This window comes from Fibrella musci (assembly GCF_041321105.1).
Taxonomy (GTDB): domain Bacteria; phylum Bacteroidota; class Bacteroidia; order Cytophagales; family Spirosomataceae; genus Fibrella; species Fibrella musci.
In genome coordinates this window covers 695,180-707,660 of record NZ_JBGGWD010000001.1, presented here as the reverse complement: position 1 = coordinate 707,660, position 12,481 = coordinate 695,180, and the positions used below count along the sequence as shown (strand labels likewise).

The 12,481-nt window shown below is 54.1% G+C and carries 13 protein-coding genes; 9 read left to right on the top strand and 4 right to left on the bottom strand.

The features are described from left to right. Positions 1 to 129 precede the first annotated feature (129 nt). Genes yiaA through ACAW74_RS02810 form a run of 3 tightly spaced genes read left to right on the top strand, consistent with a single transcriptional unit; the run spans position 130 to position 2,373 of the window. Entirely contained in the window at positions 130 to 522 is a 393-nt protein-coding gene (yiaA, locus tag ACAW74_RS02820; protein ID WP_370696671.1) for an inner membrane protein YiaA, read from the top strand. An 11-nt stretch (positions 523 to 533) separates the two neighbouring features. Further along, entirely contained in the window at positions 534 to 686 is a 153-nt protein-coding gene (locus tag ACAW74_RS02815; protein ID WP_370696670.1) for a hypothetical protein, read from the top strand. 43 nt (positions 687 to 729) lie between these two features. Then, on the top strand, positions 730 to 2,373 hold the full coding sequence (locus ACAW74_RS02810; protein WP_370696669.1) for an NAD(P)/FAD-dependent oxidoreductase: 1,644 nt from the start codon (positions 730 to 732) through the stop codon (positions 2,371 to 2,373). A gap of 119 nt (positions 2,374 to 2,492) precedes the next feature. Here the strand turns inward: ACAW74_RS02810 and ACAW74_RS02805 are convergent, their stop codons facing one another. After that, positions 2,493 to 3,164, bottom strand: coding sequence for a hypothetical protein (locus ACAW74_RS02805; protein ID WP_370696668.1), 672 nt, complete (start codon positions 3,162 to 3,164; stop codon positions 2,493 to 2,495). Between the two features lie 141 nt (positions 3,165 to 3,305). Here ACAW74_RS02805 and ACAW74_RS02800 point away from each other — a divergent pair, with 141 nt between their 5' ends. After that, positions 3,306 to 4,175, top strand: a complete 870-nt coding sequence (locus tag ACAW74_RS02800) for an alpha/beta fold hydrolase (RefSeq protein ID WP_370696667.1) — start codon at positions 3,306 to 3,308, stop codon at positions 4,173 to 4,175. 199 nt (positions 4,176 to 4,374) lie between these two features. Then, positions 4,375 to 5,001, top strand: a complete 627-nt coding sequence (locus ACAW74_RS02795) for an NUDIX hydrolase (RefSeq protein ID WP_370696666.1) — start codon at positions 4,375 to 4,377, stop codon at positions 4,999 to 5,001. Between the two features lie 89 nt (positions 5,002 to 5,090). Here the strand turns inward: ACAW74_RS02795 and ACAW74_RS02790 are convergent, their stop codons facing one another. After that, positions 5,091 to 6,098 carry a nitrilase-related carbon-nitrogen hydrolase gene (locus ACAW74_RS02790; protein WP_370696665.1) on the bottom strand — a complete coding sequence of 336 codons (1,008 nt, stop codon included), beginning with the start codon at positions 6,096 to 6,098 and terminating at the stop codon, positions 5,091 to 5,093. Positions 6,099 to 6,427: 329 nt separating this feature from the next. Here ACAW74_RS02790 and kynU point away from each other — a divergent pair, with 329 nt between their 5' ends. Further along, positions 6,428 to 7,726, top strand: a complete 1,299-nt coding sequence (gene kynU / locus ACAW74_RS02785) for a kynureninase (protein ID WP_370696664.1) — start codon at positions 6,428 to 6,430, stop codon at positions 7,724 to 7,726. Here kynU and ACAW74_RS02780 read toward each other — a convergent pair. Together ACAW74_RS02780 and queG are read right to left on the bottom strand one after the other, a co-directional pair. Then, positions 7,700 to 8,368 (bottom strand): TetR/AcrR family transcriptional regulator, encoded by a 669-nt coding sequence (locus ACAW74_RS02780; RefSeq protein ID WP_370696663.1) that lies wholly within the window; start codon positions 8,366 to 8,368, stop codon positions 7,700 to 7,702. The genes kynU and ACAW74_RS02780 overlap by 27 nt on opposite strands. An 81-nt stretch (positions 8,369 to 8,449) precedes the next feature. Beyond that, on the bottom strand, positions 8,450 to 9,391 hold the full coding sequence (queG, locus tag ACAW74_RS02775; protein WP_370696662.1) for a tRNA epoxyqueuosine(34) reductase QueG: 942 nt from the start codon (positions 9,389 to 9,391) through the stop codon (positions 8,450 to 8,452). A 496-nt stretch (positions 9,392 to 9,887) separates the two neighbouring features. On the opposite strand from queG, the gene ACAW74_RS02770 reads away from it, so the two are divergent. The 3 genes from ACAW74_RS02770 to ACAW74_RS02760 all read left to right on the top strand — a co-directional run bounded on the left by ACAW74_RS02770 (position 9,888) and on the right by ACAW74_RS02760 (position 12,181). Next, positions 9,888 to 10,304 (top strand): DUF3052 family protein, encoded by a 417-nt coding sequence (locus ACAW74_RS02770; protein ID WP_370696661.1) that lies wholly within the window; start codon positions 9,888 to 9,890, stop codon positions 10,302 to 10,304. A 200-nt stretch (positions 10,305 to 10,504) separates the two neighbouring features. Then, the gene (locus ACAW74_RS02765; RefSeq protein WP_370696660.1) at positions 10,505 to 11,467 is read left to right on the top strand and encodes an alpha/beta hydrolase; all 963 of its coding nucleotides are present in this window, start codon (positions 10,505 to 10,507) and stop codon (positions 11,465 to 11,467) included. Positions 11,468 to 11,686: 219 nt separating this feature from the next. Continuing rightward, complete coding sequence (locus tag ACAW74_RS02760; protein ID WP_370696659.1) at positions 11,687 to 12,181, top strand: GyrI-like domain-containing protein; 495 nt, start codon at positions 11,687 to 11,689, stop codon at positions 12,179 to 12,181. The last annotated feature ends 300 nt before the right edge of the window (positions 12,182 to 12,481 follow it).

Sequence of the window (12,481 nt, the reverse complement as noted above, 5' to 3'; positions counted from 1 at the left end):
CATGCGCATGTGGTCTGCCGTTCCGTTCACTCAATCTTGCTGACCGATACGACCGCAGGCTGATGCGTGTTAATCAGGCGATTCTTTTTTTAATATCTTTCCCCAGAATCACCACTCGCCTTTTCTACCATGAACCAACAGCCATCTCCGGCATTTATCGGCGCTTCGTGGGCGGCGCTGCTTATCGGCGCCATCGCCTACAACATCGGTCTTTTCAATGCAACGATGGCCCTCAATGAGAAGGGCTATTACTTCACGATCTTGATGTACGGGCTGTTTTCGGCCATATCGGTGCAGAAAAGTGTCCGCGACCGACAAGAGGGTATCCCCGTCACGAATCTCTACTACTCCCTGAGCTGGTTCTCGACCCTGCTGGCCATTCTGCTACTGACGGTGGGCCTCTGGAACGCCACGCTGACGGCCAGCGAAAAAGGCTTCTATGCTATGTCGTTCATGCTGAGTCTATTTGCTGCCATTGCGGTGCAGAAAAATACCCGCGACAAGCAGGCTGACGAAAAGTAAATAGCCCCTGTATGCGCAAACCGATTGCCGCTGCCCTGTTCGATACGGATGGGCGTCGGTCATTGGAACATGCAGGTTTCTACAAAAGCTTGATACCCTCTAAAGGCGCACCCTACAGCGGTCTATCCGATGCCTCTGACGAAAAAGTGGGGCGAAAGTGGTAAATTTGTCCCACTGTTGCCGGATAACCACCGGCCCGTTTTACGCATGCATCAACAACTTACGCTGACCCTCGCGCCGGAGCAGGGTCTCGACGAAGCGGCATTCCGCACGCTCGTTCTTAAGCAGTTACAACTTCCCGATTCGCCCGACGTGGTCGTGCGCAAACGCCGTCAGTCGATCGACTCGCGCGGCCGTCAGGTACGTGTGCATATCGAAACGGATGTGTATGCTGGCGAAACGCCACCGCCTCTGATTCGCCATGGACTAACGTACCCCGACGTGAGCCGGGCCAAACCGGTCATCATCGTGGGGGCCGGTCCGGCGGGCCTGTTTGCCGCCCTGCGCCTGATCGAACTGGGCTTGAAGCCCATCGTGCTCGAACGTGGCTCCGACGTGCGGGCACGCCGCCGCGATCTGGCGGCGATCAACAAAGACCATGTCGTTAACCCAGAATCGAACTATTGCTTCGGTGAGGGCGGCGCCGGTACGTATTCCGACGGCAAGCTTTACACGCGCTCGAGCAAGCGGGGCGACATTCGGCGGATTCTGGAAATTCTGGTGGCTCACGGCGCCACAGAGCAGATTCTGGTGGATGCGCACCCACATATCGGCACCAACAAACTGCCCAACGTGGTTACGGCCCTGCGCGAAAGCATTCTGACAGCAGGTGGCGCCGTGCATTTCGATACGAAAGTGGTGGACCTGCTGCGCGAAGGCGATCAACTGCGGGGCGTGGTCACGGCCGATGGAAAGGAACACACTGGCGTTGGCGTGATTCTGGCGACGGGACACTCGGCCCGTGATATCTTTCACCTGTTGCATGAACGCGACGTACTGATCGAAGCGAAACCCTTTGCAATGGGGGTGCGGATCGAACATCAGCAGTCGCTGATCGACACCTTGCAGTACCACCTCGGCCCACGTCAGGGCAACCCGCGCCACAGCACCCAAACGCCCAACCTCGGCCGCAACCATCCAGTCCGGGGCGATTACCTGCCTGCTGCCTCGTATAGCCTCGTTACTCAGACGAAGTTTGGCGGGGTGGAGCGGGGTGTTTTCTCGTTCTGCATGTGCCCCGGTGGGTTTATCGTGCCCTCGGCAACCGCTCCCGGCGAACTGGTCGTCAACGGGATGTCGCCTTCCCGTCGCGACTCACCGTATGCCAATTCGGGGCTGGTCGTGGCCATTACCGAAACCGATCTGAAGCCTTACGCGCAGCATGGCCCGCTGGCTGGTCTGCTGTTGCAACAGGCCGTAGAGCAGCGCGCCTGCACCGTTGGCAGCAGCCTGTCGGGCGGATTGAGCCAAACGGCCCCGGCGCAGCGCGTAGCCGATTTTGTGACTGGCAAGCCATCGGCTAGCTTGCTACCAACCTCGTATCAGCCCGGTTTGGTGTCGGTGGATATGCGCGAGGTGCTGCCCGACCACATTGCCCAACCGCTCCAGCAAGGGCTGCGCGACTTTGGCCAGAAAATGCGTGGGTACGTCAGCAACGAGGGGCAGCTGATCGGCATCGAGAGCCGGACGTCGTCGCCCGTGCGTATCCCCCGCGACCGCAACACCTGCGAGCACGTACAGGTACGTCGGCTGTTTCCCTGCGGCGAAGGGGCTGGTTACGCAGGCGGAATTGTGTCGGCTGCTATGGACGGCGAACGCTGCGCCAACGAACTGGCGGCGTTATACCGGTAAAGGCGGTAAATGAGTTTGGCGTTTGACGTCTAAGGTTTAAAGTTGGCTGACGAAGGAGTAGTGCTCTCGTGTCAGCCAACTTTAAACCTTAGCCATCAAACGCCAAACTAATCTCAAACTCATTTACTAGCTATATCCCCGCACTCCTGATCGAACATGAAGACGTGGTAGGCGAAATCGCGCCAAGCGAAATTCTTGCCGTACTTGGTCATAACGGCGGGACAGGTGTCAAACAGCGGCGCAAACAGTTCGTCGTAATTCCGCTTCTTCAGCCGAATAACTTTGTTGTTAGTGCGAACGTAAAACGATTTGTCCATCCCGCCGGTCAGTTGAATTCCGCCGAAGCCTACGCCCGTGGTTTCGGCCGCAAACGGGTCATCATATACCCGAATCCGCGACTCAAAACCAGGATTGACCAATTGTAGCAGGGCTTCCCGCTTCTGATCGTCGAGGCGTTCGTTATAGAAAAGCACCAGATTCCGGCCCGATTCGCCTACCTTATTTCGTTGCATTTTAGCAATAGATCGGGTGCTTTCGTTGAACGAAGCAAACTTGGCGAAGTCGGAGGGGGTAAGGCCCGCCTCCTGAATCTCATCGGCTTCGTACTTGAATTTTTTACCATCCAGGGTTTTTCCTTCAATGCGAATGATCAGCCCCTTTTTTCGGTCGAGGTCGTCGAGGGTAAAGTCAATCCGTTCGCCCGTTTTGAGCACCAGATAACCCGGTTTACTACCCGAGAACCGCTCGATAGGCGGCAGGAACTGTTGGGCCGATGCCCTGGAAAGTGACAAAAGCAGGCAGAAAGACAGCAAGCAAGTAGACAACAAGCGCATAGGATTCGTTTTGGTTAAGCCTGCAAGGTATAGGTTCCCGTCACACCATTCTGCAACTTTACTATCCGGTAGAATTGTCAACAAATTAGTGGATCCATCATGCCTTTTCGGGACACCAATAGCATTCGACTGCATGTCGTCGAAGCCGGACCGCCCGACGGGCCGCTGGTGATTTTACTGCACGGCTTTCCAGAGTTCTGGTATGGCTGGCGGGCGCAGATCGACGCGCTGGCAGCGGCGGGTTATCGGGTTTGGGCACCCGATCAGCGGGGCTACAACCGCAGCGATAAGCCCGTTGGCCTTGGTCAGTACACCATCGATAAACTGGTTGCCGACGTGTTGGGGCTCATCGATGGGGCGGGCGTCGAGAAAGCTACCGTGGTCGGGCATGATTGGGGGGCACTAGTGGCCTGGTGGCTGGCGATCACCCACCCCGGCCGATTAGAGCGCCTGGTCTGTCTTAACGTACCTCACCCGGCCGTGATGAGTCGGTTTCTGCGTCGTTCGCCGCGTCAGTTGCTTCGAAGTTGGTACACCCTGTTTTTTCAACTGCCGCGCCTGCCCGAATGGCTCAGTCGCCTGGGCAACTGGTGGAGCCTGACCCGTACCCTGCGCCAAAGTAGCCGCTCAGGTACGTTCTCCGAAGCCGATCTAGCTGCTTATCGGGCGGCGTGGGCACAGCCCGGTCCAACGGGTGCTCCGGCTTTTCAGACGATGGTCAACTGGTATCGGGCCTATGCGCGGCGGCGTCCGGCTCTACCTGCCCGGCATCGCGTTGTTGTGCCGGCCTTGTTGATCTGGGGCGTTAGGGATGCCTTTCTGGTGCGCGATATGGCCCAACCCAGTATTGATTTGTGCGACCGGGGGCGACTGGTCTTTTTCGAAAACGCCACGCATTGGGTGCAGCATGAAGAGGCCGACGCGGTAAACCGGCTGCTGCTGACTTTTTTGCGGGAGGGAGCAGCATGAGTCCACTGACGGTCAGCGCAGCACAGCCCCGGTGGCAGTTAACAGTGTAAGGCAGCGCTCCATACGTACGGCCGACGTTGGGTATAAAACCGGCCATTCGTGAGCAGATTACGGGTGACTGTTACGGGCGAATGTGTATTTTTGAGCCTATACGGTTCTATCGCTGCCTCCTAACCCTGTTACGCCGTCGCTCCACCGAATGCTTCGTCCCACCTTCCCCCTCTTCATTGAACACCTTCAGCAGCGGCTCCAGCAACCGTTACCGGGCGAAGCAGCCCATCGCCTCATGGCGTCGTCGGCCCGTACCAAACTGGGCATTCGGCCCAACGAACGTACCCGCCGCAGCGCCGTATTGATCCTGTTCTACCCGTACCAGAATACGATTTACCTGCCGCTCATTTTGCGCCCTCAGTACGATGGCGTGCATGCGGGACAAATGGCGTTTCCGGGGGGGCGCATGGAACGCACCGACCGCGACCTGATTCAGACAGCCTTGCGGGAGGCGCAGGAAGAAATCGGGATTCGGGTGCAGGACGTAAAGGTGCTGGGCAAACTAACGGAGCTGTACATTCCCCCCAGCAATTTCTACGTGCAGCCCGTGGTGGGCACCATGAAAGCGCGCCCCGATTTTTACCCTGACCCGCGCGAAGTCGATGCCGTAATTGAAGTAAGCCTCGACACCCTGCTCGACAAAACCATCGTCGGCGATAGCCAGATTCAGGTCCGGGGCGTCACCGTCGATGCTCCTTACTACGACATTCAGGGCCACCGGGTCTGGGGCGCCACCGCCATGATGATTGCAGAACTTCTGGCTGTGCTGGAATAGGGGCAAGGGGTTGCAGGGAATAGCAGGGTAGGCAGGGAATCGGTTTACTCGGTGCCCCCTGCAACCCCTGCCATTCCCTGCCTACCCTGCTATTTCTCAAACAAACGCTTGATTACGTCCTGCTGGTTACGCTGGAAAACGGCGCGGTCGGGTGTTTCGGCCAGGAGCGTGTTGGGTGGGTAGTAGCTGTGTTGCGCGTAGCTGTCGGCGTAGAGTTCGAACCGCTGCCGCGACAGCAGGTTGGCCGGGCCGGTGCGCTGCCGAAACTGCCGAAGTGCATTCAAATCGATATCAGCGTTGGCCACCATGCTCTCACCCGCTCCCGCTTCGGCCAGCACCAGCCCCCTATAATCGACGATTTTGGAGCCCGTATCGAGTGAGCCCATCGGGATGTTGATACCCGTCACACCCGCTGAATTGGCTGATACCACATAACCCATGTTTTCGGTGGCGCGGGCCATTTTCGCTACGTTGCGCGGGGTTAGCATGGGGCTCCCGACCTCAGAGGTCGAGTGCAGGAAAATTTCGGCCCCGCGCATGGCCAGGCAACGCGCCACCTCCGGGTACAGAATCTCTTCCGACGCAATGCAGGCCAGATTGCCAATGTTGGTTTTAGCCACCGGGAAAACGGCGTCGTAGCCATAGGCTTCGAGGTAGTAAGCCCATACGTCGTGGGGGGTGGGGGTCAGCATGGCGTTGAGGCGGCGGTAGCGCAGAATTACGTCGCCGTTCGGGCCCATGATGAAGCTCGTCTGAAAATACAGATCGGGGAAGTGGGGGTCGAGCTCGTAGGCGTTGCCGGAGAAATAGATTTTGTGCTTCTGCACCATCGCCCCCAGTGCCTCGTAAATCCGACCGTCGAGCTCAAGAGCGGCCTTGTCGCGCCAGTCTACAATGCTTTCGGTTTGTGGAAAACCCGTCAGGAAATACTCGGGCACCACAACCAGCAGGGTATCCCGCCCCGCAAAACCGATAGACGCTTCAATCTGTTTGTCGATGCGGTCGATCGAGGCCAGCATAACGGCCTCAGCTTCGTCGCGGGTGGTAGTATGGTTAATGGTCTGGCAGGTTAACTGGAGCGCAAGGGCTTTGTACATGGGGGTAGGTGTTGCAATGATTGATCTGACGAGGCCGTTTCGTCAATCATTTGTTCCAAACGTGTATTAATGGTGGTAAAAACGACGATGACACGCCCGCAAATTACACTACGGACGCTAATTCAGTACGCACGCGGCTATTCAGGCCGAAAAGACAGGCCAATCCGCAAGAAATCCCTGCTCGCTAATCGGATGACAGGCACCTAGTTAGCCAATTTGTTGATCGAAATCCCGCTTTGCGCTGTCGGCACGTACCCGGCCCAATACGATAAATCGCGCCGATGGATGAACTTTGCACCCCGAGCCGGCTCTGGCTCGTTCCGTAGTCTATGAACTTCATCAACGACCGCACCTTCGCCCGCCAACTCGATCAGGCCGATTCGCTTCGCAGCTACCGCGATCAGTTTCACATCCCGCAACGCAACGGCCAATCGCTCATTTACTTTTGCGGGAATTCGCTTGGTCTGCAACCCAAGGCTACCCGCGCCGCCATTGATCGGGAACTGGCCGTATGGCAGCAACTGGCCGTTGAAGGCTGGTTTGAGCGCGATCCGGTTCTGCAAAACGACCCTTGGCTGACTATCCACGAACGGAGCAAAGCCGCGCTGGCGCATATCGTGGGTGGCACCGAAGCCGAAGTGGTTGCCATGAATAACCTGACGGTCAACATGCATCTGCTGCTGACCTCGTTTTACCGACCTACGGAAGGACGTACAAGAATCCTCACCATCAGCGGTGATTTCCCGTCGGACCAATACGCACTGGAAACCCATGTGCGGGCGCGCGGACTCGACCCGGCACAGGTGCTGGTGGAAGTAACGCCTCGCCCCGATGCCGCAACCTGGCAATTAGCGGATCTGCTCGACGCCATCGACCAGCACGCCGATCAGCTGGCACTCGTGCTGTTGAGCGGCGTGCATTACTACACCGGCCAGGCGTTTGATATGGCAGCCATCGCGCAGAAAGCACAGACACACAACATCCCGGTGGGTTTCGATCTGGCGCATGCCATAGGCAACGTACCCCTGCACCTCCACGACTGGGGCGTCGATTTTGCGTTCTGGTGTACCTATAAGTACCTCAATAGCGGGCCGGGTGGGCTATCGGGGGTGTTTGTGCACGAAAAGCACCATGCCGCTGCCAGCGATGCCGGCAACGTACCTAGGCTGGCCGGCTGGTGGGGCTATGACCAAACGCGGCGGTTCGAGATGACCGGTGGTTTCGTGCCGATGCCTGGTGCCGACGGCTGGCAGGTAAGCACGCCCACGGTACTGGCGATGGCGGCCCACAATGCCGCCGTGGAACTAACCGCCGTCGCTGGTATGCCCAATCTGCGCCGAAAAAGCGAACAGCTAACGGCGTATCTCCAGTTTCTGCTCACCGACCTGACGCAGCAGGGAGCCCTCACGATCATCACCCCCGCCGACCCGGCGCAGCGCGGCTGCCAGTTGTCGCTGTTGGTGGCCAAGCAAGGGCGTGCGGTTTTCGAGCAGCTTATCGAGGCAGGCATCATCGGTGACTGGCGTGAGCCCGATTGCATCCGGCTGGCGCCTACCCCACTTTACAATACGTTTGAGGAGGTCTGGCAGGTGGCTGACACGCTACGTCGTCTGCTGACCATCGGCTGAGACAGGCTGCGCCATCGGAGTAGCGCTGTTGTCCGTATTGACCAGTTTGGCCAGACCGTCGTGTAAAAACTGAACGGCCTGTTCAATCTGGTCCCACCCTTTTTCGTCGCCCAGATAAATGCCCAACAGGGTACGTTTGTCCTGCGCCAGAAAGGTCAGCATGGTCATAGCGCTCACAAATACGGCCAGCAACGGACGCCCATGCACCGGATGCACCAGCCGCGACATGGTGTCGACCATGGATTGAATTTGCTCTTCTTTTCCCGCCGTGAGCGGGTTGGTCGCGCCCGGTTGGTATGCGAACAGATCGTTCTTCAGAATTTGCTGGGCGGGAGAATTGGTTTTTAACTCCCGAAACTCATTGAGCAGGTAGTCGCAGCACAGTTTAAGAAAAGCCTCGGCCGAAATATCCTCCAGCTGATTTCGGTCGACGAGCGGGTCGGTGCTGACGGGCATGTACTTGGCGTAGTAGGCATCGATAAGGCCGCTCAGACCACCGAAGTAGCGGTAAATCAGGATTTTATTCACCTTCGCCTGTTGCGCCAGTCGGTTGATACGTACCTGGTCAAAGCCTTCTGTGGTGATCAGTTCGTGAACGGCATCAATCAATCGTTGTTCGGTCTGCTGTCGATCGCGGGTCATAGAAAAGCTGATGTTACCCTGTATCTGATCTTGTAAATCAGTTGATTAATTACGCTCTAAATATAACGTCAGACTGCTTGGTTAATCCTCTTGGTGCAGAAAAGTTACATTTCGTTGCCAGCCTTCCCACTTCGTTCGCTTCACCGGCGAGCGGCGGAAAACTTCTTTGAACACCTCTTCGGTAATCTCCTGCCAGTCGTTCCGGCTCATCGCCATCAGCTCGGGTGAGGGGTCGAAAGCGGGGGTCTGATGCGGTTTGGCAAACCGATTCCACGGACAAACATCCTGACAGATATCGCAGCCAAAGACCCAATTCTGAAATTTGCCCCGAACCTCTTCAGGAATCGCCTCTTTCAGTTCGATCGTGAAATAGGAAATACACCGGCTGCCATCCACCACATACGGGGCCACGATGGCGTCGGTGGGGCAGGCGTCGATGCAGCGTGTGCAGGTGCCGCAGTGGTCGGTGGTAGGGCCGTCGGGTTCGAGGGGCAGGTCGAGAATCAGCTCGCCGATGAAGAAAAAGCTGCCCATCTGCCGGTTAAGCAGGTTGCTGTGTTTGCCCACCCAGCCCAGCCCGCTTTTGGCCGCCCACGCCTTGTCCATTACCGGGGCCGAATCGACAAAGGCCCGGCCGCCGACCTCGCCAATCTCATCCTGAATAAACTGAAGCAGGTCTTTGAGCTTGTCTTTCAGCACGAAATGGTAGTCGGTGCCATAGGCGTATTTGGAAAGCTTCAGGTCGTCGTCGCCTTCGGGCAGGCGCTTGGTCGGGTCGGGAAAGTAATTGAGCAGCACCGACACCACCGATTGCGCCCCGTCGACCAGCAGGCGCGGATCGAGCCGTTTGTCGAAGTGGTTGGCCATGTAACCCATCTGCCCGTGCATGTTCCGGGTGAGCCAGTTCTCAAGGCGTGGGGCTTCGGCTTCCAGAAACTCCGCTTTGGCAATGCCGCAGAAGTCGAAGCCTAGGTCGAGGGCTTTGGCCTTGATAAGTCGGGCGTTGGTCGCAGCGTTGTTCACAAACCCATAAGGTTTTCGAACCGGTATAGGTTTCCTGGTCAGGTACGTACTATCGAGGCGGTGGACAGCATTGAAAAGGACGACAGAACCGGCTGTTACAACACGTACGCTTGTGTACGGCGAAATACAACCGTATCTTTTCGTGAATCAGCCAAGCGGTTTGTCAGCCCCAACGTAGTATTTACGAAGGCTTCGGATGCCCCTCCCTATGTGCACAACACATTGAGTGATTGTCTCTTTTTTGGTGAAATTAGTACAACTAGGCAAGTCGTTTACTGATTATTCTATTGACAACCAGATGCCGATGTGGAGGTTTAATAAATAATAACTGGTTGACTAAAAAGAATTTATCATTTAGCGAGTTGATGTACATTAATTTGTTTTACAGAAAGGCCCCTACCTCTCTTTGCTTTTGGCCTATTTTTTCATTGCTTGTCGGCGCGAGTTGCAAGCTAGCGAGGGCAGGCAGTAACAGAAGAAGCGACAAGCGCTAAACATGACGAAATCTATCTCATCCAAAATGGGCATTAAATCAGGGGGGCGTTCGCTGTTCATTAATGCGCCCGAGGAAGCCATTGCGGACATAGAATTACCCGATCTGGATATTAAGACAACCCTCGATGGTACGTTCGACTATATACACCTCTTTGTTACGAAGCAGCAAGAGATGCACGAGCAGTTTGCCAAGCTGAAAAACCAGTTAAAGAAAACAGGTATGCTTTGGGTATCATGGCCGAAGGCAGGTCAGCAAGGAACAGATCTGAAGCTAACTAAAGTGATCGAAATAGGCTACGAATATGGCCTTGTGGAAAGTAAAAATTTAAGTATTAACGCTACTTGGTCAGCCTTGAAATTTACTCATCCTAAAGACGGAAAAATTTATAACAACAGTTACGGAAAACTCAAGCATTAGATTAAGTTAATTACCTGTGTTGCATGGGCAGGCTTCCGGCGACAGGATGCGGGCTACAGAGGTTGGACTTTTGGTTCGTTCGGCGGATTTCGGCTGACAGGATAAACGCCCCGGTTGGGCAATATCAGTTTGCTGACAGCGTCTTGGCAACGGGGTGCATGTCCCAAAAACAAGAGCTGAACTAAATACAGTATTACAAAATGCGAACCGTGCCACCGGTGCGGTGCGCTTTTTATATTGAACGTGCGGCAATCGGTGAGTTGGCAGCAATCTTGAACGAGGTATTTCAACATTTAAGCACTATTACCGGACTTTTCGGCAATGATATGAAGCATTTCATAATAATCTTTGTACTTCTCACATCACAGGCAATAGCCCAAGTACCAAAGTTGTATAATCATATCGCCAACGATGTGCATTTAATACATTCCCGGGTGCTAAATCAAGATCGCCAGATATACATTAATGTTCCCAAACTCGATTCTGTAGATAGTAACAAGGCATTACCCGTTTTGTATCTTTTAGATGGGGAGAATCATTTTCACATTCTTTCTGCATATATCGAGTATTTAAGGCATTGGCAGGTTATTCCTCCAATAATAATAGTGGGTATTGTTAGTTTGGACCGAATAAAAGACCTTACTCCCATTACTAGTTTGACTGACTTCGACGGTAAAGTGTCTCCTACCTATAAGACTTCCGGTGGCAATGAGCAGTTTTTAAACTTTATTCAACAGGAATTAATGCCTTACATAAAGGCTAATTATAAAACAAGTTCTTTCAAACTGTTCGCCGGACATTCGTTCGGTGGTCTTACGGTTATTAATTGCATGCTTACGCGCCCTGATATGTTCGATGCATATATTGCAATAAGCCCTTCGATATGGTTTGGTAATAAATATATTTTACCAGTGGCAGAACAAAAACTACCAAAACTGCCAATGAGAGACAAAAAACTTTTCTATAGCGTAGGGAATGAAGATGGTACTTTTCGAAATGACTTGCTAAGGTTTAATAAACTAGTTAAACAGAATAGGTTAAAAACATTTGAACACAAGTATAAATATTATCCTTACGAGGACCACATGACAGAGCCAATTCCTGCCTATTATGATGCGATACGGTTTGTTTATAAGAATTGGAAATACGATCCAACAAAGTGATGTAAGTGCAATAAGTGAAAATTAGAAAGCTCAAAAAAACGGCACAACTCCATGTGTGTAAGGGCGCCTGCGTCGCTATCACCAGATAGAGTCGCTAGGTGGCCCGTTTTCGCTTACTTCCATTTCCGGGTTCCGTCCAATAATGTAAATTCCCCGTCGGAGGCACTGCTATTACCAATACAATCATAGTGCAGGTGCAACCGTAATCGACAAAACCCGATGCAACCACGGATTGAAACAATTGCGGCCAAAACACTGGTCGGGATGCGGCTGACGATGTCATTGACGCACAACCGAACGGGCGACCTGTGGCGGGCGTTTATGCCGCTTCGGCATCAGATCGCCAATCGGTTATCGACAGATCTGATTTCACTGCAAACCTACTCAGCCGACTATTTCGATGCCTTTAACCCGGCTATGGAGTTCGAGAAGTGGGCCTTGGTTGAAGTGTCGGATGTGGGCAACGTACCTGGCGGGATGCAACCATTCATCTTGCCGGGTGGGTTATATGCCATGTTTCAGCACAAGGGGTCTAGCTCTGATACCCGCACTATTCAGTACATCTTCACGACCTGGCTACCCGCCTCTGCGTATGAGCTAGACCAGCGGCCTCATTTCGAGGTGCTCGGCGCCAACTACAAAAACGCCCATCCTGATTCGGAAGAGGAGATCTGGATTCCCATCCGGCCAAAGACCATGTATCTCACGAATTAAGGCTTTTTCATAAACCCGTCTGAGACTCAAAAGTCGATAGGCTCCCACGCTTGCTCGGCAAACAGCTAGAGTTTAGTCGCCATGCCAGGTGGATTTAAGCGATATAATAAATTCATTATCAGCGTTATAAAACTCGAATAGTACCGTTGTAAACTATTGGATTTACTGCGGCATGTATACTCTGCCATAACCATATTTCGCCAGCAGTGCAAAAATTTTACTGACTAGCGACATTGGATAGCCACGAAAGTGAATCCGCTTCTGACTAATTGACTAATACTCATAGTGCAGTCAGTCACA

Excerpts from the sequence above, each read along its gene's own strand:
- yiaA (WP_370696671.1), top strand. The coding sequence starts at position 130 with ATGAACCAACAGCCATCTCCGGCATTTATCGGCGCTTCGTGGGCGGCG.
- ACAW74_RS02815 (WP_370696670.1), top strand. The coding sequence starts at position 534 with ATGCGCAAACCGATTGCCGCTGCCCTGTTCGATACGGATGGGCGTCGG.
- ACAW74_RS02810 (WP_370696669.1), top strand. The coding sequence starts at position 730 with ATGCATCAACAACTTACGCTGACCCTCGCGCCGGAGCAGGGTCTCGAC.
- ACAW74_RS02800 (WP_370696667.1), top strand. The coding sequence starts at position 3,306 with ATGCCTTTTCGGGACACCAATAGCATTCGACTGCATGTCGTCGAAGCC.
- ACAW74_RS02795 (WP_370696666.1), top strand. The coding sequence starts at position 4,375 with ATGCTTCGTCCCACCTTCCCCCTCTTCATTGAACACCTTCAGCAGCGG.
- ACAW74_RS02790 (WP_370696665.1), bottom strand. The coding sequence starts at position 6,098 with ATGTACAAAGCCCTTGCGCTCCAGTTAACCTGCCAGACCATTAACCAT.
- kynU (WP_370696664.1), top strand. The coding sequence starts at position 6,428 with ATGAACTTCATCAACGACCGCACCTTCGCCCGCCAACTCGATCAGGCC.
- ACAW74_RS02780 (WP_370696663.1), bottom strand. The coding sequence starts at position 8,368 with ATGACCCGCGATCGACAGCAGACCGAACAACGATTGATTGATGCCGTT.
- ACAW74_RS02770 (WP_370696661.1), top strand. The coding sequence starts at position 9,888 with ATGACGAAATCTATCTCATCCAAAATGGGCATTAAATCAGGGGGGCGT.
- ACAW74_RS02765 (WP_370696660.1), top strand. The coding sequence starts at position 10,505 with ATGCGAACCGTGCCACCGGTGCGGTGCGCTTTTTATATTGAACGTGCG.
- ACAW74_RS02760 (WP_370696659.1), top strand. The coding sequence starts at position 11,687 with ATGCAACCACGGATTGAAACAATTGCGGCCAAAACACTGGTCGGGATG.